General features: G+C 69.5%; 18 protein-coding genes. 10 read left to right on the top strand and 8 right to left on the bottom strand.

All coding sequences use genetic code 11. From position 1 onward, the window contains the following. Positions 1-211: 211 nt before the first annotated feature. The 6 genes from ACZ7MG_RS42330 to ACZ7MG_RS42305 all read left to right on the top strand — a co-directional run bounded on the left by ACZ7MG_RS42330 (position 212) and on the right by ACZ7MG_RS42305 (position 5,382). Positions 212-430 carry a hypothetical protein gene (locus ACZ7MG_RS42330; protein ID WP_471395371.1) on the top strand — a complete coding sequence of 73 codons (219 nt, stop codon included), beginning with the start codon at positions 212-214 and terminating at the stop codon, positions 428-430. Further along, complete coding sequence (locus ACZ7MG_RS42325; protein ID WP_471395372.1) at positions 427-576, top strand: hypothetical protein; 150 nt, start codon at positions 427-429, stop codon at positions 574-576. Before ACZ7MG_RS42330 ends, ACZ7MG_RS42325 begins: the two co-directional genes overlap by 4 nt. Before the next feature lie 137 nt (positions 577-713). After that, positions 714-2,405 (top strand): AAA family ATPase, encoded by a 1,692-nt coding sequence (locus ACZ7MG_RS42320; RefSeq protein ID WP_471395373.1) that lies wholly within the window; start codon positions 714-716, stop codon positions 2,403-2,405. Positions 2,406-2,627: 222 nt separating this feature from the next. Continuing rightward, on the top strand, positions 2,628-2,942 hold the full coding sequence (locus ACZ7MG_RS42315) for a hypothetical protein (protein WP_471395374.1): 315 nt from the start codon (positions 2,628-2,630) through the stop codon (positions 2,940-2,942). A gap of 50 nt (positions 2,943-2,992) precedes the next feature. Beyond that, positions 2,993-3,268, top strand: a complete 276-nt coding sequence (locus ACZ7MG_RS42310) for a hypothetical protein (RefSeq protein ID WP_471395375.1) — start codon at positions 2,993-2,995, stop codon at positions 3,266-3,268. A 707-nt stretch (positions 3,269-3,975) separates the two neighbouring features. Further along, positions 3,976-5,382 (top strand): phage major capsid protein, encoded by a 1,407-nt coding sequence (locus tag ACZ7MG_RS42305; RefSeq protein ID WP_471395376.1) that lies wholly within the window; start codon positions 3,976-3,978, stop codon positions 5,380-5,382. Positions 5,383-6,122: 740 nt separating this feature from the next. On the opposite strand, the gene ACZ7MG_RS42300 is transcribed toward ACZ7MG_RS42305, so the two are convergent. Further along, positions 6,123-6,302 (bottom strand): hypothetical protein, encoded by a 180-nt coding sequence (locus ACZ7MG_RS42300; protein ID WP_471395377.1) that lies wholly within the window; start codon positions 6,300-6,302, stop codon positions 6,123-6,125. Beyond that, a complete protein-coding gene (locus ACZ7MG_RS42295; protein WP_471395378.1) occupies positions 6,299-6,532 on the bottom strand; it encodes a hypothetical protein in 234 nt (77 codons plus the stop codon). Before ACZ7MG_RS42295 ends, ACZ7MG_RS42300 begins: the two co-directional genes overlap by 4 nt. Positions 6,533-6,640: 108 nt before the next feature. On the opposite strand from ACZ7MG_RS42295, the gene ACZ7MG_RS42290 reads away from it, so the two are divergent. Then, a complete protein-coding gene (locus tag ACZ7MG_RS42290; protein ID WP_471395379.1) occupies positions 6,641-7,408 on the top strand; it encodes a helix-turn-helix domain-containing protein in 768 nt (255 codons plus the stop codon). Positions 7,409-7,641: 233 nt separating this feature from the next. On the opposite strand, the gene ACZ7MG_RS42285 is transcribed toward ACZ7MG_RS42290, so the two are convergent. Then, positions 7,642-8,946 carry a M50 family metallopeptidase gene (locus ACZ7MG_RS42285; protein WP_471395380.1) on the bottom strand — a complete coding sequence of 435 codons (1,305 nt, stop codon included), beginning with the start codon at positions 8,944-8,946 and terminating at the stop codon, positions 7,642-7,644. Continuing rightward, positions 8,943-10,235 (bottom strand): 1-deoxy-D-xylulose-5-phosphate reductoisomerase, encoded by a 1,293-nt coding sequence (dxr, locus tag ACZ7MG_RS42280; protein WP_471395381.1) that lies wholly within the window; start codon positions 10,233-10,235, stop codon positions 8,943-8,945. Before dxr ends, ACZ7MG_RS42285 begins: the two co-directional genes overlap by 4 nt. 202 nt (positions 10,236-10,437) lie before the next feature. On the opposite strand from dxr, the gene ACZ7MG_RS42275 reads away from it, so the two are divergent. Further along, positions 10,438-10,893, top strand: a complete 456-nt coding sequence (locus tag ACZ7MG_RS42275; RefSeq protein WP_471395382.1) for a lamin tail domain-containing protein — start codon at positions 10,438-10,440, stop codon at positions 10,891-10,893. A gap of 96 nt (positions 10,894-10,989) precedes the next feature. On the opposite strand, the gene ACZ7MG_RS42270 is transcribed toward ACZ7MG_RS42275, so the two are convergent. Beyond that, positions 10,990-12,930 carry an acyl-CoA dehydrogenase family protein gene (locus ACZ7MG_RS42270; protein ID WP_471395383.1) on the bottom strand — a complete coding sequence of 647 codons (1,941 nt, stop codon included), beginning with the start codon at positions 12,928-12,930 and terminating at the stop codon, positions 10,990-10,992. 170 nt (positions 12,931-13,100) lie between these two features. Continuing rightward, entirely contained in the window at positions 13,101-13,910 is an 810-nt protein-coding gene (locus tag ACZ7MG_RS42265) for a GH12 family glycosyl hydrolase domain-containing protein (protein ID WP_471395384.1), read from the bottom strand. A gap of 245 nt (positions 13,911-14,155) precedes the next feature. Here ACZ7MG_RS42265 and ACZ7MG_RS42260 point away from each other — a divergent pair, with 245 nt between their 5' ends. Both ACZ7MG_RS42260 and ACZ7MG_RS42255 read left to right on the top strand, forming a co-directional pair. Beyond that, positions 14,156-15,169: a LacI family DNA-binding transcriptional regulator gene (locus tag ACZ7MG_RS42260; RefSeq protein ID WP_471395385.1), complete on the top strand. Its 1,014-nt coding sequence runs from the start codon at positions 14,156-14,158 to the stop codon at positions 15,167-15,169. 167 nt (positions 15,170-15,336) lie between these two features. Next, positions 15,337-17,388: a glycoside hydrolase family 31 protein gene (locus tag ACZ7MG_RS42255; protein ID WP_471395386.1), complete on the top strand. Its 2,052-nt coding sequence runs from the start codon at positions 15,337-15,339 to the stop codon at positions 17,386-17,388. Between the two features lie 79 nt (positions 17,389-17,467). On the opposite strand, the gene ACZ7MG_RS42250 is transcribed toward ACZ7MG_RS42255, so the two are convergent. Together ACZ7MG_RS42250 and ACZ7MG_RS42245 are read right to left on the bottom strand one after the other, a co-directional pair. Beyond that, the gene (locus tag ACZ7MG_RS42250; RefSeq protein ID WP_471395387.1) at positions 17,468-18,403 is read right to left on the bottom strand and encodes an LLM class F420-dependent oxidoreductase; all 936 of its coding nucleotides are present in this window, start codon (positions 18,401-18,403) and stop codon (positions 17,468-17,470) included. A 4-nt stretch (positions 18,404-18,407) separates the two neighbouring features. Then, entirely contained in the window at positions 18,408-19,361 is a 954-nt protein-coding gene (locus tag ACZ7MG_RS42245) for an ABC transporter ATP-binding protein (protein ID WP_471395388.1), read from the bottom strand. Positions 19,362-19,401 lie beyond the last annotated feature (40 nt).

Here is a 19,401-nt window from a genome sequence, read left to right as displayed (position 1 = left end):
TGTGGATCTCTGTTGATGATCGGCCGGTGCCACGGCCCTTCTGCCTGGCAGAGTTGTCCATGCGGCCCCGGACGGGCCGCGATCGCGGAAGGTACCGCGAGGCCGCCCCCGGCGGGCGCCGAACCAACGACGACTGACGCACTGTCACAGACCAGCGGACCGGCCCGGCGGCCGATGGACGCAGCCGAAGATCCATTCACTGGAGCTGGCTGTGCCTCGGAAGTACACGATGACCCCGGCCGCGCGGGAAGCACGGGCCAAGGGCGGAAGGGCGAGCACCGCTCTCCTGCACACCACTGACGGGCTGATCAAGCGCCTAGTCGAGCGGGCTGCCACCCTGACCCCCGAGCAGGCCGCGAGGATCCGCGCGCTGCTCGCGGAGTTCCCCGCCGAGAACGAGACGGCCGAGACGGCCGGGGGCCGGTCATGACCGGCCCCGAGACGCTCACCGACGAGCGCGCGGCCGAGGCCGCGATGATCGCCGAATGGGTCGAGACGGCCCCGTCGCTCGATGCCGCGACCATGGCCCGTCTGCGGGCCCTGCTGCCTCCGGCCGACGGGGGCGAGATCGAGTGACCGCAGACGAAAGGGACCCCAGGCCCGGGGTCCCCTCCACCAACACAGACGCTGACCACGTCGGTTCCCATGGTACTGCGGCTGATGCGACGAACGCCGGGGATCAACAGGTCGTTACCGACGGCGCCGACGCCATCATGAGTGGCCCCCGGAGCCTCAATCCGGCCGACCGGGAACTCCTTGTGGCCTCCGCCATCGCGCCCGAGATCATCGGGACATGCGGCGCCTTTACTGACCCGGGCGGCCGGGGCATCCGGTTCCGGTGGTCCGACGGTCACACGTCGTGCGAGGTGCTGCGCATCGCCGACGACCGGCGCACTGAGGGCAGCCCGAAGTACGAATGGCCGTCCGGCCAGACGACGTTCCTGGACAGGATCCGCGACACCGGCGCAGACAAGGTGATCGTCGTGGAGGGCGTCCGGCAGCACCTCGCCGCTGCCTCGCACGCGCCCCCCGAATACGACGTGTTCGGCATGTGGGGCTGTGACGGCATCCATGGCGGGGTGGATCTCTCCTGGGCCGACGGCCGCGACGTGTTCGTGTGTCTCGACGCCGACCGCCGGACCAACAGCCGGGTCAAGGGAGCCGCCGTGCGGGTGGCCCGGTGGCTGTGGGAGGCCGGTGCCCGGTCCGTGGCGTACGTGGACGTCCCGGCCGCCGACACCGGGGCCACGACGGGTCTGGACGACTACTTGGCGGGCCTCCCGGCCGGGGAGCGGGCCGACGCGTTCGCCGCGATGATCGCAACGGCGGAGACGGCCCCCAACCTGAGCCCCGAGGCGTTCAAGATCTTGCAGCACCGGGAGGCCGTCCGGGAGGCCGACTCCTACGAGACCGCCGTGCGAGCCGGGCCCGCGATGTCCGTCTCTGACGCCCTGGATGCCGTCCTCAGCGGGGCCGAGATGGACGTGCCGTCGGTGGCCCGGATCGACGGCCACGAGCGCGGGTGGGGCCTGTTCTATCCCGGCCACGTGAACGGGATCTACGGGGACGGCTCGGTCGGCAAGTCCGTGATCCTCGCGGAGATCCAGACGCGGGAGCTGGCCGCCGGAAAGATCGTCATTCACTGGGAGTTCGACAACAACTCGGTGATGTCGATCATCAAGCGCCTGCTCAACGCGGGTTCCGACCCGGAAGACATCCGGGCCCGGTTCCACGTGCTGTACGCCCCGGCAGGCCGTGACGCCCTGCCCGGCGAGGTGATGCAGGGCGCCGGTCTCGTGACCCTGGACGCCCTGAACCCGGCCGTGATCGCCCTCGGTCTGGATCCGTACCACCCCGGGGGCATCGACACGGTGCTCCAGGAGTGCTTCAAGCCGTTCACCCTGCACGGGGCGTGCGGGGTGTTCGTGGATCACGTCGGCCACGAGAACAAGGAGCGGCAGGCCGGGTCCATCCGCAAGTCCCAGGCCGTGCAGGGCGCTCTGTACGAGGCCGTCCGGGTCGACCCGCTGAAGCCGGGGACCACCGGCCGGACGCGGCTGGTGCTCCGCAAGGACAACCGGGGATCACTCGGGGACGCCGAGGGGCGCACGGTCGCAGTCGCCCGGATGATCTCGGGCGCAGACGTCGGGGATGTCGCGGGCCGGGTGCACACCGCCTTCGTGGAACCAGACCCGTTCGACCCCGAGACGGCCGACGGGGCAGGCGTCACGGACAACGTCGGCCGGATCATCCGGGAGCTGGACGCGGCCGGGGTTCCCGCCGACATGGGCCGCCCGGCGGTCAGGCAATGGCTGGCCGCCAAGGGGATCACGATCACGGGCGGGAACAACGACTGGGCCAAGGCCCTGAAGGTTCGCAAGAGGGGTCGCAATGAATCTTCCTGACCCCTGCCTGTCCGGCCTGTCCGTGCTGTCCGGGGTGATACCCCCCGGACAGCGGACAGCGGGGCCCGTGGACAGTTGTCCGCCGTACAACGGGCAGCCGAAACCGCACGTCAGGCGCCATATGGCGCCTGTCCTGTCCGCTCCTGTCCGCTGTCCGCCGGACAGCATCCCCGGCCAAGATCAACGGACAGCTCAACGATCTCTCATGAAGGGAATCTGATCATGGACGGCAAGATCGTCATCCCGCAGATGTACCCGATGTTCCTGGCCACCGACTGGACCGGCCGACTCGAAGTGGTCCGCGTGATCGCGTGGGCCCACGACACCGAGACCTGGCAATCCGTTCCGATCACGGCGTATCTGGACGGCTCGCCAGGAACGGGTTTCTGGTACCCCGACGACGCTCCCACGGGGCTCGGCATCACGCCCGATGAGGCGCGTTGGAACCTCGCTGGCCGCAAGGCCGATCCGTTCTCCGGCCCGACTTCCGAACCGTCAGAAACGACCTACCTGCGCGCCGACGGCGACGCCTCGTGATCACCGGCACCCCTCAGCCGGCCAGCCCCACCAATCCCAGGAGTCACACCATGACCGCACCGGCCGACCGCGACGCACGACAGCGCGCGGCCCTCGAAAAGATGATCACGCGCTTCACTCAGCACGTGGCGACGACCTTCAACGGGGTGTTCAACGACCCCGACGGCCCCGAGATCATGCGGCAGTTCCTTGACGGCGAGGTCGCGTTCGCCGTGTCTCGGGACGGGATCACCTTCCTGCGGGCGGTCGACGAGGACGACGACGAACCGCTGCTGCCGCCGGACGTCCCGCACGGGTTCGAGCCGGGCACCGGCCACTACCTGTGACGGCGGTGTGCGGCCGTGTGCCGAACTGTGCCGCACGGCCGCACAAGGCACCCCTACGGGCACCCCTACGGGGTGTGGGTCCGCGTCGCGTTCACGCACAGCCCGCACAGACAGGTCCGGCCGGGCTCTTTGCGCGCACGCGCGCGCGACCCTGACGCCGCGACAGGTGACACCACAGGAATGTCAGATCGCGAGACCTACAGGCCGGAGCCCGTGTCAGCCCGGCTGACACGGCCACTGACACGGCCACCGACGTCAGTCGGGTGTCAGCCCGCCCCACACCCCGTCTGACGTGCAGGAATCCCTAACTCAGCGGGAGTGGACGCGGGGCCCCGGGGAGACAAACGATCTCGCCTAAGGGGCCATTCTGTGGATTCACGTCCTGAGGTTTGTACTGTCGGCCCAGCTCAGGGCCTTCCCGCGCCGGAGCCGTCCGGCCCATCGCCCTCGTGGCGCGGCCAGACGGCCCGTGGGCGTCGGCGTGGGGCCTCGGGGGTCCCGGAACACCGGCTGGGGCTGTCTGCGGCCCGCAGACGGCCGCACGGCCGTGCGTATGCTGGATCTCGAAGCCAGGCACCGGCCGGACGACACCCAGGGGGCGAGTCCACCGGCGGCCTCCGGCCGGAACGCGGGAGCCAGGGGCGAACGCGATCTCCACCGGGATGCGGCGAGACACCAACTCACGCCAGATCCAACGGAGATCAGTCATGCCTACGTTCGACCCCTTCACGGCCTCCGTCCCGGAGATCGACGAGCACATAGCGGCGGCCGACACCGCCACCCTCATGCGCGACATGCGGGAGATCGACGCCCGCGCCTCGGGCGACCTGGCGGGCAGCGCCAGCGTCTTCTATCACCGCGCGTCGGAGAGGGTGCTGGCCGACCTCAACGCCCTCACCAGCCGGGGCGCGACCGAGAACGGCACCCCGTTCGGCTCGGCCTCCGGCTGGCAGTCCCGGGGAGCGGCCCACGATCGCGCCATGCGCACCGTGGACGCGGCCGTGCAGCGCGGCCAGCTCCCCGCGTACGGCGCCGAACGTGTCGAGACGCTGCTCACCACCGGCCTCCCGGTGAGCCGGTCTCTCGTGTCCCGGTGGGCCACGGCCGCCGGTGACGCGGCGTACGAGACGGCGTTCGCCAAGCTCGTTGCCGACCCCGAGCGCGGCCACCTGCTCTGGACCCGCGAGGAGGGCGACGCGTTCCGCCGGGCGCACGCCGTCCAGGACGAAATGCGGGCCATGTCCCTCACCGGCAATGCGGGGGGCCACATGGTGCCGCTGACGCTGGACCCCGCAGTGATCCTCACAAACGACGGGTCGGCCAATCCGCTCCGGCGGATCTCCCGTGTGGTGCAGACGGCCACGGACTCGTGGAAGGGCGTCACGTCGGCCGGAGCCACGGCGGAGTGGATCGGTGAGGCTCAGGAAGTCGCCGACGGCAGCCCGGTGCTGGCGCAGCCGAACATCCCCGTGCACAAGGGTGATTCCTTCGTGCCGTTCAGTTTCGAGATCCAGATGGACGCTGTGGATCTCCTGGGGGAGCTGCGGGTGGTCCTGGTCGACGCGGCCGATCAGCTCATGGCCACGGCGTACACCACGGGCACCGGGTCCGGTCAGCCCACGGGGATCGTCACGGCCCTGACGGGCACCTCGTCGGAGATCAACAGCGGCGGCACCGAGGCCATGGTGGCGGCCGACGCGTACACCCTCCAGAACGCGCTGGGTGCCCGGTGGCAGCCGAACGCGCAGTGGGTCGCGCACCTCGCGACGATCAACACGTTCACCCAGTTCGAGACGGCGAACGGTTCGTTGAAATTCCCCGAACTCCGCGTCTCGCCACGGCAGTTGCTCGGTCGGCCCATGAACGAGCTGTCCAACATGGACGGTTCGATCAACGCGGCAGCGACGGCCAACAACTTCGTGATGATCTACGGAGACTTCAACAACTTCGTGATCGTCGACCGCATCGGAACGCAGATGGAGCTTGTGCCGCATCTGTTCGGCAGCAACCGTCGTCCGACTGGTCAGCGTGGTGCGTTCCTCTGGTTCAGGACAGGATCGGATTCGGTGAACGACGCTGCCTTCCGGATGCTCGACGTGCCGACCACGGCCTGACCCGAGACCGCCGACGGCCGCCGCGTGGCTGACGCACTCCCGGCCACCTGCTCACGGCGGCCGTCGGTCCACGTTTGCTGAGGTGTTTGCTCACCGCAATCGTCGCGCGATCACTGAGTGATCGTCAGGCGTCAAGGTTCTTGATCATCTGTGTTTTGCTCAGCAAACGGCCTGAGTGATCGTCGATCATGGGTCTGACGTGCAGGTTTGCGGGGCAGGAGGGGGGAGGGTGATCAACGGACCGTGATCGCCGCCGACCCCAGACGCCCTACCGGCGCCCCCCGACCCCTTATTTCTGAGACCCGACGAGAATTTACAAACCGTAAAGCTGCACGTCAGAGGCCCTGTTTTGCTTTGCGAAACGCAACACTCAGCCAAGATCCGTGAGCCCGGATCGCGGCGAAATGACCTTGATGGACGAGTTTGCTGAAAGCAAATCAGATCTTGCTCACCGGCGGCCGGGCGTACGGTGATCCATGGGCGAGGGGTCGGTGGGGCCTGACTCCTCACGGCGGCGCACCCGGGTGAATGGGGCATCCCCGGGTGCGCCGTGTCATGTCCTCCGGCTGTCCCCGCCGGGGTGTGGCCTCGTGGCCGGTGTCCCCGGATCCCGTGACACCCCCGAGGCCGGAGACCGAGGTTCACGGGCCGTCTGTCCCGGCCGAGGACAACCGACCGATCGTTTGTCCCGCAGGTGATGCGCCGGTGACGGTCCGTCATCCGCCGGGGACATTCACAGGTCAGCGGCGGTTGTACCTGTGGCAGGAGCACGTGCAGCGGTGCACGAGCATGATCCCGGTGGAGTGCGGCAGCGGGACATTCTCGGTCTGGCGGCACTCGCCGTGCATGTCCCGGTAGTCCGGCCGCTGGGCAACCGCGCAGTGCGGGCTCATGGTGTCCGTGTCCACGGGGGCGCTCATGGCGCCTCGCCCCGGCTCCGGGCATTGGCCAGCGCCACGCCTGCCGACAGCCTCTCGGCTGTGGTCGCGGGCCGGATCGGCCCCCGCGCGTCCCATTCCCGGCCGCCGCCGACCGGCCGGACCTGCCAGTGCGGCCCGACGTGCCCCATCAGCTTGCCGATCTTGTGTGTCGCCTCGTCGTACACCACGTCGCCGATCTCCGGCGTCGCGTCGGTGATCCCCTCGCTCATGAGTTACACAATGACGCCGAAATGTCGCCCTGCGTGACGACGTTGGAGGCGTCATTCGGGCGCTATTAGGGGCGACATTCCGACGTCATAGCGCGTACCGTTGATCGCATGGCAACCCCGAACAGCACACTCCGGGCGGTCCGTATGGGGCTGCTCATGTCACAGGACGAATTCGCCCGCGCGGTCCGCGAGGCCGGGACTCGCACGGGCCAGCCCAACGACGCCTCCAAGCGCCTCGTACAACGGTGGGAGTCCGGCGAGACAGCCGCACCCCGGCCGGTCTACGCCCGAGCCCTGGAGGTCGTCACCGGCCTGCCGATCGACTCCCTGGGCTTCGCTGCCCCGGTACAGGCACGCGTCGCCGACGACGGCCACGGCGGTCACGATCTCGTGGACAGCCCCACCGGCGTCCCCGTGGCCAACGGCGCCCCCGTGCCCCAGACGGCGCCGCGCGGGAACTACTCCGGCGTGTGGTTGTCCCGGTACGAGTTCGTCTCGTCCGGCCGGGACAACGCCGTGTTCGTGGGGCTGCACTACGTGGTCCTGCTCCAGCACGGCAACCGGCTCACCGCGCGCAGCCTGCCCAACGCGTCGGCCAACCCGGACTCGCCGCTGACCCTGGATCTCCAGATCGACGGCGCCACAGTCACCGGTACATGGACCGAGCAGACCGCGACCGAGGGCTACTACCGAGGAGCGCGGTACTTCGGCGCCCTCCAGATGCTGGCCGAGCCGACCGGCCGCCGGATGGCCGGGAAGTGGGTCGGGTTCGGCAAGGACTTCGACGTCAACACCGGCCCGTGGGAGCTGCGGCTCATGGACGCGGACACCGGCAAGGCCACGCTGGCGAAGTACGACCGGCCGCCCGAGGCGTGATCACGAGTCGGCTGAGACGACGAACCCCCGCCAGGATCATGCCTGGCGGGGGTTTCGTGTGATCAAGGCCCGACGACGAAATCCGTAGGTGCCGTGACGTGCGCGTTCCTAGATCAGGTAACGGTTACCCCACAATGACACTTCACCTTCGCTCGAGCGGGAGGGGCCCCCACCGCCGCACCGGACGCCGCGGGGCCGTCCTTCGGACGACGACGGGAATGTGACGACAGGCCCTAGGAGATGCGTACCGGGTTCACGAGGTCCGCGATCAGCACCAGGAGCGTGAAGCAGACGAAGATGCCGGCCACTACGTACGCGACGGGCATCAGCTTCGCCACGTCGAACGGGCCGGGGTCGGGCCTGCGCAGCAGCTTCGCCGCGTTGCGGCGCAGCGACTCCCACAGGGCGCCCGCGATGTGGCCGCCGTCGAGCGGGAGCAGCGGGAGCATGTTGAACAGGAACAGCGAGAGGTTGAAGCCGGCCAGCAGGATGAGGAAGCTGGCGAGCTGCTGGGTGGCGGGGATGTCCATGGTGAAGATCTCGCCGCCGACACGGGCCGCGCCGACCACACCCATGGGTGAGTCGGCCTCGCGTTCACCGTCGCCGAAGGTGGCGTCCCACAGGGCGGGGATCTTGGCGGGCAGCGAGAGCAGGGACTCGACGCCGTTCTCCATCATGTCGCCCATGCGGTCCACGGACTCGCCGAAGGAGAGCGGGAGGATGTCGGAGGCGGGGGTGAAGCCGAGCCAGCCGGCGTACACGTACTTGTCCTTGACGTAGCCGCCCTGGCCGTCGGTCTGGCTGACCTGGTTCTTGATGAGGGTGGTGGTCAGGTCGACCTTCTCGCCCTTGCGGTCCACGGTGAGCGTGACCTGCTTGCCGGGGTTGTCGCGGATGTCGGTCTGCAGAGCGGACCAGTCCTCGACGGGGGCGCCGTCGAAGGCGACGATCTTGTCGCCGGGCTGCAGGCCGGCCGCCTTGGCGGGGGCCTCCTTGTCGCTGTCCTTGCACTTCGAGCGGTTCTCACTGGCGGAGATGACGCAGTCCGAGACCTTGCTGACCGTGGTCGTCGAGGTCTGGGCGCCGAAGGTCATCATCACGCCGATGAAGATCACGACGGCCAGGATCAGGTTCATGAAGGGGCCGGCGAACATCACGATGACGCGCTTCCACGGCTTGCGCGTGTAGAAGAGGCGCTTGTCGTCGCCGGGCTGGAGCTCCTCGAAGGAGGCCGCGCGGGCGTCCTCGATCATCACGCGCCACGGGGAGGTCGAGCGGGACTCGATCCGGCCGTCCTCGCCGGGCGGGATCATGCCGATCATGCGGATGTAGCCGCCGAGCGGGATCGCCTTGACGCCGTACTCGGTCTCGCCCTTCTTCTTCGACCAGATCGTCGGACCGAAGCCGACCATGAACTGGGGCACGCGGACGCCGAAGAGTTTGGCGGTGGAGAAGTGGCCCAGCTCGTGCCACGCGATCGAGAACGCGAGGCCGATCACGAAGACCACTATGCCGAGGATGAACATCAGGGTCGTCATGCACGGGCCTCCGCGGTCGTCCGCTCGGTGGGTTTGCCGGTGGTGATGGTGGATGTGGTCGAGGTGGTCAGCTCGCGGGCTCTGGCGCGCGCCCAGGTCTCCGCTTCGAGTACGTCCGCCACGGTCAGGGAAGTTCCCGTTCCGGGGGTGCCGTGCTCCTCGACGACCCGGGTGACGGTCTCCATGATCGCGTTGAACGGGAGACCGCCGTACAGGAACGCATCGACGCACTCCTCGTTGGCCGCATTGAACACCGCCGGGGCGGTGCCCGCGAGCTGTCCCACGTGCCGGGCGAGCCCGACCGAGGGGAACGCGTCGTCGTCGAGGGGGAAGAACTCCCAGGTGGACGCCTTGGTCCAGTCGAAGGCGGGCGCGGCGTCGGGGACGCGCTGCGGCCAGCCGAGGCCGATGGCGATGGGCCCGCGCATGTCGGGGGGCGTCGCCTGGGCCATCGTCGATCCGTCCGTGAACTCAACCATCGAGTGGACATACGACTGGGGGTGCACGACGACCTCAATGCGGTCGAAGGGAATGTCGTAGAGGAGGTGCGCCTCGATGACTTCCAGGCCCTTGTTGACCAGGGTCGCGGAGTTCACGGTGATGACCGGGCCCATGGCCCAGGTGGGGTGCGCGAGGGCGTCGGCGGGCGTCACATCGGCCAGTTCCGCCTTCGTACGGCCGCGGAACGGCCCCCCGGAGGCGGTGACGACGAGTTTGCGTACGTCGGCCCGGGTGCCGGAGGCGAGGGCCTGGAAGAGGGCGGCGTGCTCGGAGTCGACCGGGATGATCTGACCGGGCTTGGCCAGCGCCTTCACCAGCGGGCCGCCGACGATGAGCGACTCCTTGTTGGCGAGCGCGAGGGTGCGGCCCGCCTCCAGGGCGGCGAGGGTCGGGGCGAGGCCGATGGAGCCGGTGATGCCGTTCAGCACGGTGTGGCCGTCGGAGGCGGCGAGGTGGGTGGCGGCGTCCGGTCCGGCGAGGATCTCGGGGAGCCGCTCCCCGGCGCCGTATGCCGTGGTCAGGGCCTCGCGCAGGGCCGGTACGACATCCTCGCGGGCGACGGCGACGGTCGTCACGCGCAGCCGGTGTGCCTGTTCGGCCAGCAGGTCCACCCGCCCTCCGGCGGCGGAGAGCCCGGTGACGCGGAAGCGGTCCGGGTTGCGCAGGACGAGGTCGATGGCCTGGGTGCCGATCGAGCCGGTCGATCCGAGGATCACGGTGTCCCGTACGCCGTCGACCGGATCGAAGACGAGATGCGGATCGGCGAGAGGGGCTGGGCTGTCGCTCATCCCTCCATTGTGGCCGCATCCGGTGTGCGGCAGGACCGCGCGTCCCCCTATGTCCCGCCGATGTCCTGCTTCGTGCCGTCTGTGGCTGACGAGGCTGTTTCTCCGTTTGTGAAGTACGCGTGAAGGAGGGGTGATATGACTTTTCCCTTGTTGATCCGATTGTCGGATCAACTGATCGCGTACGAGGACCCTGGGGGGATCCATGCACAAGCGCATACGCGCTGCCCTGCCCGCGCTCGCCGGAGCCGTCGCCCTCACCGGCACGCTGCTCAGCAGCCCGGCCGAGGCCGCGGGCGGGGTGATCATCTACCGCGTGTACTTCGACAGTCCGGGCAAGGACACGCGGACGAACGCGCAGTACAACGGGGAGTGGGTGCAGATCAAGAACACGGGGTCGTCGGCGATCTCGCTGAAGGGGTGGGTGCTGAAGGACCTCGACAACCACAAGTACACGTTCCCGAACGTCAAGATCGGGGCGAAGAAGTACATCAAGGTGCGTACGGGGTCGGGGACCGACACGAGTGCGACCAAGTACCAGAACCGCAAGGCGTACGTCTGGAACAACACCAGTGACACGGCGAAGCTGACGAAGGCGAACGGGTCGAAGGTGGATTCCTGTTCTTGGACGACTCGGGACGCCAGCGACAAGTACTGCTGACGCTGCACGGGCGCCGCTTTCGACCGCGGGTCCGCTGTGGCTGGTCGCGCAGTTCCCCGCGCCCCTGAAAAACCGGGGGCGCGGGGAGGCGGCACGTCAGCGGATGCGGCGGTGGACGTTCTCCTTGTCGCTCGCGCCCGGGGTCGCGTCCGCGATCCACGGGCCCTCGCCCGAGGGGTCGATGACGCCCTCCTCCAGCCACTCGTAGGCGCCGCCGAGGACGCCCTTGACGACCTTGTGGTCGATGTCGTCCGTGTTGGACCACAGGCGGCCGAAGAGTTCCTCGACGCGGATGCGGGACTGGCGGCAGAAGGTGTCGGCCAGTTTGTAGGCCTCGCGGCCGTGGTCGGTGGTGGTGCGGAGCAGTTCGGCGCGGACGACGGCCGCGCTCATCGCGAAGAGTTCGGCGCCGATGTCGACGATCCGGCCCAGGAAGCCCTGCTTGGTCTCCATGCGGCCCTGCCAGCGCGACATGGCGTAGAAGGTGGAGCGGGCCAGCTTGCGGGCGTTGCGTTCGACGTAGCGCAGGTGGGTGGCGAGATCCGGGTGGCCCGCCGGGTGGAAGTCGCCGTAGGTGCGCGGGAGTTGGCCCGGTCCGGCGACCAGTTTGGGCAGCCACTTGGCGTAGAAGACGCCCGCGTTCGCGCCCGCCTTCGCCTTGTCGGAGAGGGACTTCTCCGGGTCGATGAGGTCGCCGGCGACGGTGAGGTGGGCGTCGACGGCCTCACGGGCGATCAGCAGGTGCATGATCTCCGTGGAGCCCTCGAAGATCCGGTTGATGCGCAGGTCGCGCAGCATCTGCTCGGCGGGGACGGCCCGTTCGCCGCGCGCCCGGAGCGAGTCGGCCGTCTCGAAGCCCCGGCCGCCGCGGATCTGGACCAGTTCGTCCGCGATCTTCCAGCCCATCTCGGAGGCGAAGAGTTTCGCGAGGGCACCCTCGATGCGGATGTCGTTGCGGTCCTCGTCGGCCATCTGGGAGGAGAGGTCCAGGACCGCTTCCAGGGCGAAGGTGGTCGCGGCGATGAAGGAGATCTTCTGGCCGACCGCCTCGTGGTGGGCGACCGGCTTGCCCCACTGCTCACGGGCCGCCGACCACTCACGGGCGATCTTCAGACACCACTTGCCGGCGGCCACGCAGGACGCGGGCAGGGAGAGACGGCCGGTGTTGAGGGTGGTGAGGGCGATCTTCAGGCCCGCGCCCTCGGGGCCGATGCGGTTCGCGGCGGGGACACGGACCTGGTGGAAGCGGGTGACGCCGTTCTCGATGCCGCGCAGGCCCATGAAGGCGTTGCGGTTCTCGACGGTGACGCCGGGTGAGTCGGACTCCACGACGAAGGCCGTGATGCCGCCCTTGTGGCCTTCCGACTTGGGCACGCGTGCCATGACGACCAGGAGGTCGGCGACCACGCCGTTCGTCGTCCACAGCTTCACGCCGTCGAGGATGTAGTCGTCGCCGTCGGGGACCGCCGAGGTGGCCAGTCGGGCGGGGTCGGAGCCGACGTCGGGCTCGGTGAGGAGGAAGGCGCTGATGTCGGTGCGGGCGCAGCGCGGGAGGAACTTCTGCTTCTGCTCGGGGGTGCCGAACAGTTTCAGCGGCTGCGGTGCGCCGATCGACTGATGCGCGGAGAGCAGGACGCCGATGGCCGGGCTGGCCGAGCCGGCCAGGGCCAGCGCCTTGTTGTAGTACACCTGGGTGAGGCCGAGACCGCCGTACTTGGGGTCGATCTTCATGCCGAGGGCGCCGAGTTCCTTGAGGCCGTTGATCACCTCGTCGGGGATGCGGGCCTCGCGCTCGATCAGGGCGCCGTCGACTTTCGTCTCGCAGAAGGCGCGGAGCTTGCTCAGGAACTGCTCGCCGCGCCGGACCGCCTCGTCCGTGGGCATGGGGTGGGGGTGGATGAGGTCGAGGCGGAACCGGCCCAGGAACAGTTCCTTGGCGAAGCTGGGCTTGCGCCAGGCCTGCTCCCGGGCGGCCTCCGCCACCTGGCGGGCCTCACGTTCTGTGACAACGGGCTTCTTGAGGGGTGGGGCGGACATGAGGCTCACCTCGCCGCGAATCGGGATCTTGTACCGGTGGGTACCTGATTGGTTACCGATGGGTGCTACTCGATCGTTGGTACCCGATCCGGACCGACCCCGCCACCCCTCGCGTGCGCGGTCGGCTCGCTTCCGCCCTCCGCCCGCACCCCCTGCGAGTCCTGCCGCGCTCAGCCGATGTTCACCGAGTACGCCTTCGTGTCCAGGCGCCCGGTTCCCTTGAAGACCTCGGTGCCGGCCTCGATGCCGGAGACGTACTTGTCGTTGCTCAGCAGCTTGCGGCGGACGAGTGCCTGGGTGAAGTCGTCGAGGTTCAGGTTCGCCTTGGTGGTGTTGGTGCGGCGGACGAAGGAGAACACCTTCCAGCCGATGTCACCGGTGTAGATGTCCCACATCGCGCCGCCGAGGCTGACGCTGCCGTATTTGGTGCCGAGGGGGCCCGCGCCGCCCTGCCGGTTGAGCCAGATCATGACCTCGTCGGTGGGCTGGTCCTGCCAGTCGGCGGTGTTCTTGGAGTGCAGCCACAGGTCGTAGGCGACGTTCATGACACCGGGGTTCGAGCTGACCGAGAACTCCCAGCCGGTCCTGACCGGCTTGCGGTCGCCGACCCTGATGGGCAGCTGGGTCGACGCCTTGTCGGTCTTCCAGCCCCAGTGCCAGCCGAGGACGCTGCTCGCGTAGGACTTCACGTCGTAGTCCTTGCCCGTGCCGCTGTTGGCCAGGCTGTAGCTGGTGCCCCACGAGATGGTGGACCCCGAGCGGGAGTTGTCCCAGACGCACTGGGTGCCGGTGGCCTTCTCCCGGTTCCACACGTTGTTGTTCACGTAGTACTTACCGAGCGTGATCGTGTCGAAGTCCGTGCACTTCTTGGCCTCCTCCCCCGCCATCGCCACGGTCACGGAGGCCCCGACCGCGAACGCGGTGACGACGGCCGCGCCGATCTTGGCGCCACGGGTCAGACGGGGGCGACGGTGTCGCATGGGGGTTCCTTCCGGGGGCGGTGCGGTTACGGATGCTGGTCGCCGCCGGGGGCACGAAGGTTGCCGTCCGGCTCTAAGCTGAAACTTCCCCCACCCTCTCCGCCTCGGGTGCCCGGCGAATTATCGAAGCGCTTCGACAACCTATGGACACCCACCCACCGCCGAGCTACTGTCGAGCCACCCTCACTCGCCTTTGTTCAGAGACAGCGCGCTGTCGAAGCGCTTAAACACGCTTGGAGAGCTGGATGGTCACCCTCGCCGAGGTCGCCTCGCACGCCGGAGTCTCGGCGAGCACGGTGAGCTATGTCCTCAGCGGCAAGCGGTCCATCTCCGCCGGCACCCGGCAGCGGGTCGAGCGGAGCATCCAGGAGCTCGGCTACCACCCGAACGCGGGGGCCCGCGCCCTGGCGAGCAGCAGGTCGAACATCGTCGCCCTGATGGTCCCGCTGCGCACCGACATGTACGTCCCGGTGATGATGGAGATCGCCATCGCGGTCGCCACCACGGCCCGGACGTACGGCTACGACGTGCTGCTGCTCACCGGCGAGGAGGGCCCCGACGCGGTGCGCCGGGTCACCGGCAGCGGGCTCGCCGACGCGATGATCCTGATGGACGTGGAGCTGGACGACGAGCGGCTGCCGCTGCTGCGCGGCACCGACCAGCCGTCGGTGCTGATCGGGCTGCCGGCCGACACCAGCGGTCTGACCTGCGTCGACCTCGACTTCGCGGCGACGGGCGCACTGTGCGTCGAGCATCTGGCGATGCTCGGCCACCGCGACATCGCCGTCATCGGCGAGGCACCCGCGGTGTACGAACGGCACACCGGTTTCGCCGAGCGCACCCTCGACGGACTCCGGTCCCGGGCAAGGGAGTTGGGCCTGCGGGTGCTGCACCGCCCCTGCGAGGGCGGCTATGACGCGATGGCCGCGACCCTGGCCCGGATCTTCGACGAACGGCCCGGCACCACCGGCGTCGTGGTGCAGAACGAGTCCGCGGTGGAACCGCTGCTCGCGCTGCTGCGGCAGCAGGGGCGCGCGGTGCCGGAGGATGTCTCGGTGATCGCGGTCTGCCCGGACCAGGTCGCCGTGCAGGCCTCGGTGCGGCTGACGTCCGTGGCCATCCCCGCCCAGGAGATGGGGCGCCGGGCCGTGGAGCAGCTGATCGCCAAGCTGGAGGACCGGGACACCGACGAAGTGGTGCTCCTCGCCCCCGAGTTGACGGTCCGCGCGAGCACGGGTCCCGTGTCCGTCACCGGCTGAGCCGACGCCGTACACGAGCGGTCGCCCACCGGCCGCCGTGTCGCACACCACCCACCGCCGTCCGGGAGCCACCGTACGGCGATGTCCCCCACCCTCCCCCTCCCCCTCCCCCTTCACCCCGACCTCTCCGCCTGCCTTCCTTCGCTCCTCCCTTCCAGGAGACTCTCGTGAATCAGCCTGCCGAGAACCGGACCCCGACGGGTGCGGTCAGCCTCGCCCAGTCCTCCCCCACCGTCGGCGCGTTCCGTGAGCGGGACGGTGCCCTGGAGTGGAGCGGACGCCAGGAGACCCTGCGGATCGAGCCCTGGGGCCCGGACGCGGTCCGGGTCCGCGCCCGCCTGGGCGGACCGGTCCTCGACGGGCTGCCGGGCGCCCTGCTCGACGAGCCGGAGTCCACGGAGAGCAGCGTCAAGATCGAGGACGGGCTGGGGCGCCTGACCGTCGGCGCGCTCACCGTCGACGTGAACGCCGAGGGCCTGATCCGGTACAGCCGTACGGCCGACGGGAGCGAGCTGCTGGCGGAGGCCCGTGCCCACTTCTGGTGGCCGGGCTCGCGCCTCTACACCGCCGTCGGCAACGGCTACCACCGGCTGGAGCAGCGGTTCGCCGCATACGACGACGAGAAGCTGTACGGCCTCGGGCAGCACCAGCACGGGCGGTTCGACCAGAAGGGCCTGGTGCTCGACCTGGTGCAGCGCAACGCGGAGGTCGGCATCCCCGTGCTCACCTCCAGCCGTGGCTACACCCTGCTGTGGAACAACCCGGCGATCGGCCGCGTCGAGCTGGCCGGCAACGGCACCCGGTGGGTCGCGGACTCGGCCCGGCAGATCGACTACTGGATCACCGCGGGCGACCCGGCCACCGCGCAGCGCCGCTACAGCGCGGCGACGGGCCGTACGCCGATGCTGCCGGAGTGGGCGGCCGGGTTCTGGCAGTGCAAGCTGCGCTACCGCACGCAGGACGAACTCCTCGCGGTCGCAAGGGAGTACAAGCGGCGGGGTCTGCCCATCGACGTCATCGTGTGCGACTTCTTCCACTGGACGCATCTCGGTGAGTGGAAGTTCGATCTCGACGAGTGGCCCGACCCTGCCGCCATGGTCCGGGAGCTGGCGGAACTGGGCATCAAGCTGGTGGTGTCCGTGTGGCCGTCGGTGTCGCCGCTGAGCGAGAACCATCCGGTGATGGAGCAGCGCGGGTACTTCATCGGCACGCAGTACGGCCCGATGGCGCACGCCGACTGGCCGGACAAGGGGGTCGCCTCGACGGTCCAGGTGGCCTTCTACGACGCGACGAACCCGGAGGCGCGGGAGTTCGTGTGGTCGCGGGTGCAGGAGAACTATCTGGAGGCGTACGGCATCGACGCGTTCTGGCTGGACGCCTGTGAGCCGGAGCTCAAGCCGGGCTTTCAGGAGAACCTGCGTTACTGGGCGGGGCCGGGTCTGGAGGTCGGCAACATCTATCCGGCCGAGAGCGCGCGGACCTTCTACGAGGGACTGCGGGCGGCCGGGCGGGAGGAGATCGTCTCCCTCAACCGTTCGGCGTGGGCGGGCAGTCAGCGGTGGGGGGCCGCGCTGTGGTCCGGTGACATCGGTACGGACTTCCCGACCCTGCGGCGGCAGATCGCGGCGGGGCTCAACACGGCGTTGTCCGGCATTCCCTGGTGGAACACGGACATCGGCGGCTTCCACGGGGGTGACCCGTCCGATCCGGCGTACCGCGAGGTGATGGTGCGGTGGTTCCAGTTCGGGGCGTTCTCGCCGCTGATGCGGCTGCACGGGTTCCGGGATCCCGGGATGCCGTTGGGGCCGGACATGACCGGGGGGCCCAACGAGGTGTGGTCGTACGGGGAGGAGGCCGGGGCGATCCTGGAGGCGTATCTGCGGCTGCGGGAGCGGTTGAAGCCGTATGTGCTGCGGGTGATGCGGGAGGCGCACGAGGAGGGGTTGCCGGTGATGCGGCCGCTGTTCCTGGAGTTCCCCAGAGACGAGCGGGCCTGGTCCGTCGATGACGCGTATCTGTTCGGGCGGGATGTGTTGGTGGCGCCGGTGCTGGAGGCGGGGGTCAGTCGGTGGACCACGTATCTCCCGGCGGGGGCGCGGTGGACGGATGCGTGGACCGGGGAGACGTATGAGGGGGGTGCGTCCGTGACCGTGGACGCGCCTCTGGAGCGGATTCCGGTGTTTCTGCGGGACGGGGTGTCTTTGCCGGTTGTTGAGTAGGTGCCGGTGGTGGGGTGGAGCGGGGTGGGGCGGGTGAGGTTCCGCTGCTCGGCGGTTGCGAGGTGCCGCCTGGGCGTAGTCAAGGGGAGCGGAGTTGGGGGGCCACCTCTGTCGTCAGTAGGTCCAGGTGGGATAGGTCCGTCAGGTCGCGTAGGCGGACGTAGAGCCGTGTGACGCCCAACTCCGCGTAGGTGTGCAGTTGTTCGGCTATCTGGGCGGGGGTGCCGTGGAGGGGGGTCTCCGGGGGGAGGCGGGATTCCTCGTGGAGGGCGGTCAGGCGGGTGGTGATCTCGGACTTGGTGTGGCCGCACGCGATGCCCAGGGCGATGGAGAGGGTCAGGGGCGGCCGGTCCGGGTAGCGGGCGCGGGCGGCCTTCGCGCCGGCGTAGAGGCGGGCGCTCTGCTCCGGGTCCGTGAAGGGGAGGTTGAACTCGTCGGCGTGGCGGGCGGCCAGGGCCGGGGTGCGGCGGGGGCCGCGGCCGCCGATGATCAGCGGGATCCTCGGCCGCTGGACCGGTTTCGGCAGGGCGGGTGAGTCGGTCAGACGGTAGTGGCGGCCCTCGTACGAGAAGGGTTCGCCCGGTGGGGTGGTCCACAGGCCCGTGAGGATGTGGAGCTGTTCCTCCAGGCGCGCGAAGCGTTCGGCCGGTGGCGGGAACGGGATGCCGTACGCGCTGTGGTCCAGCCCGAACCAGCCCGCGCCGAAGCCGAGTTCGACTCTGCCGCCGCTCATCGCGTCGACCTGGGCGACGGTCACCGCGAGCGGGCCGGGGTGCCGGAAGGTGGCCGAGGTCATGAGGGTGCCGAGGCGGAGGGTGGAGGTCTCGCGAGCCAGTCCGGCGAGGGTCGTCCAGGCGTCGGTGGGGCCGGGGAGGCCGTCGCCGAAGTGCATGGGGTGATAGTGATCGGCGACGAAGAAGCCCTCGAAGCCGCAGGCCTCGGCGTGCCGGGCGGCCCGCAGGAGGTCGTCGTAGGTCGCGCCGTGGTAGGGCTCGGTGAAGACCCGCAGGTCCATGGGGTCACGCCCCCGTCTTCTTCTTGGCAGGTTTCAGGGCGGCCTGATCGTCGGCTTGCGGGACGGGCTTCTCGTCGGCCCTCGGCTCGGCCTTCGGGAGGGTCTGCTCGTCGGCCTGCGGTTCAGCCTTCGGGACGGTCCTCTCGTCGGCCCTCGGCTCGGCCTTCGGGTCAGCCTTCGGGTCGGCCCTCGGGTCGGCCCTCGGGTCGGCGAGGAGCAGGTCGTGGAGTTCGGCGCGGTGGCGGGACAGTTCGGTGGCGTGGGTGTCGAGGCCCAGGGAGCGGGGGCGGGGCACGGGGACGTCGAGGACGGTGTGGACGCGGCCGGGGCGGGGGGTGAGGACGGCGACGCGGTCGGCGAGCAGGACCGCCTCCTCGATGGAGTGGGTGACGAGGACGACCGTGGCGCCGTGCTCCATGTGGACGCGTTGCAGGACCTCGCAGAGTTCCTCGCGGGTCAGGGCGTCCAGCGCGGAGAAGGGCTCGTCCATCAGCATCACGCGCGGGCGCTGGATGAGGGAGCGGCACAGGGCCACGCGTTGCTGCATTCCGCCGGAGAGTTCGTGCGGGAGGCGGGTGTGGAAGGGGGCGTCCAGGCCGACTTCGAGCAGCAACTCGCGGGCTGTCGCTCGGTGTTCGGGCTTGGGGCGGCCGTGGACGACGATCGGCAGCAGGACGTTGTCGAGGGCCGACCGCCAGGGCAGCAGGGCCGGGCGCTGGAAGAGGATCGCGACGTCGCGGCGGGGTTCGCGCACGGGCTCGCCGGCGACACGCACCTCGCCGGACGAGGGCGGGAGCAGTCCGGCGATCACCCTGAGCAGGGTGGACTTGCCGCAGCCGGAGCGGCCCAGGACGGCCAGGAACTCGCCGTCGCCGACGTCCAGTTCGATGTCCCGCAGGGCCTCCACCGGGCCCCTGCGGCCGTCGTACCTCTTGGACACTCCGCGCACTCGGATCACGGGCGGCTCCATCGAGGAGATCGAGGTGTACGGCCGAGGG

It is taken from the genome of Streptomyces sp. NPDC107538 (assembly GCF_055657445.1).
This window is presented reverse-complemented; position numbering and strand designations above follow the sequence as displayed.